Source organism: Psychroflexus montanilacus, from assembly GCF_020164535.1.
Classification (GTDB): Bacteria; Bacteroidota; Bacteroidia; order Flavobacteriales; family Flavobacteriaceae; genus Psychroflexus; species Psychroflexus montanilacus.
In genome coordinates this window covers 1-388 of record NZ_JAIQZC010000011.1, presented here as the reverse complement: position 1 = coordinate 388, position 388 = coordinate 1, and the positions used below count along the sequence as shown (strand labels likewise).

The 388-nt window shown below is 51.8% G+C and carries 1 rRNA gene; it reads right to left on the bottom strand.

Features of this window, described 5'->3' with window-relative positions:
• Nucleotides 1-388: ribosomal RNA gene (locus LB454_RS14235) — 23S ribosomal RNA — on the bottom strand; the annotation flags it as partial.

Below are 388 nucleotides of genomic sequence, written 5' to 3'. Positions count from 1 at the left end.
TGGCTGAGACAGTGTCCAGATCGTTGCACCATTCGTGCAGGTCGGAACTTACCCGACAAGGAATTTCGCTACCTTAGGACCGTTATAGTTACGGCCGCCGTTTACTGGGGCTTCAATTCAATGCTTCTCCGAAGATAACATCTCCTCTTAACCTTCCAGCACCGGGCAGGTGTCAGGCCCTATACTGCATCTCTCGATTTAGCAGAGCCCTGTGTTTTTGATAAACAGTCGCCTGGACCTCTTCACTGCGGCCCCCAACAACGTTGGGGGCGACCCTTCTCCCGAAGTTACGGGCCCATTTTGCCTAGTTCCTTAGCCATGAATCTCTCGAGCACCTTAGATTTCTCATCCCAACTACCTGTGTCGGTTTACGGTACGGGTTGCTTTA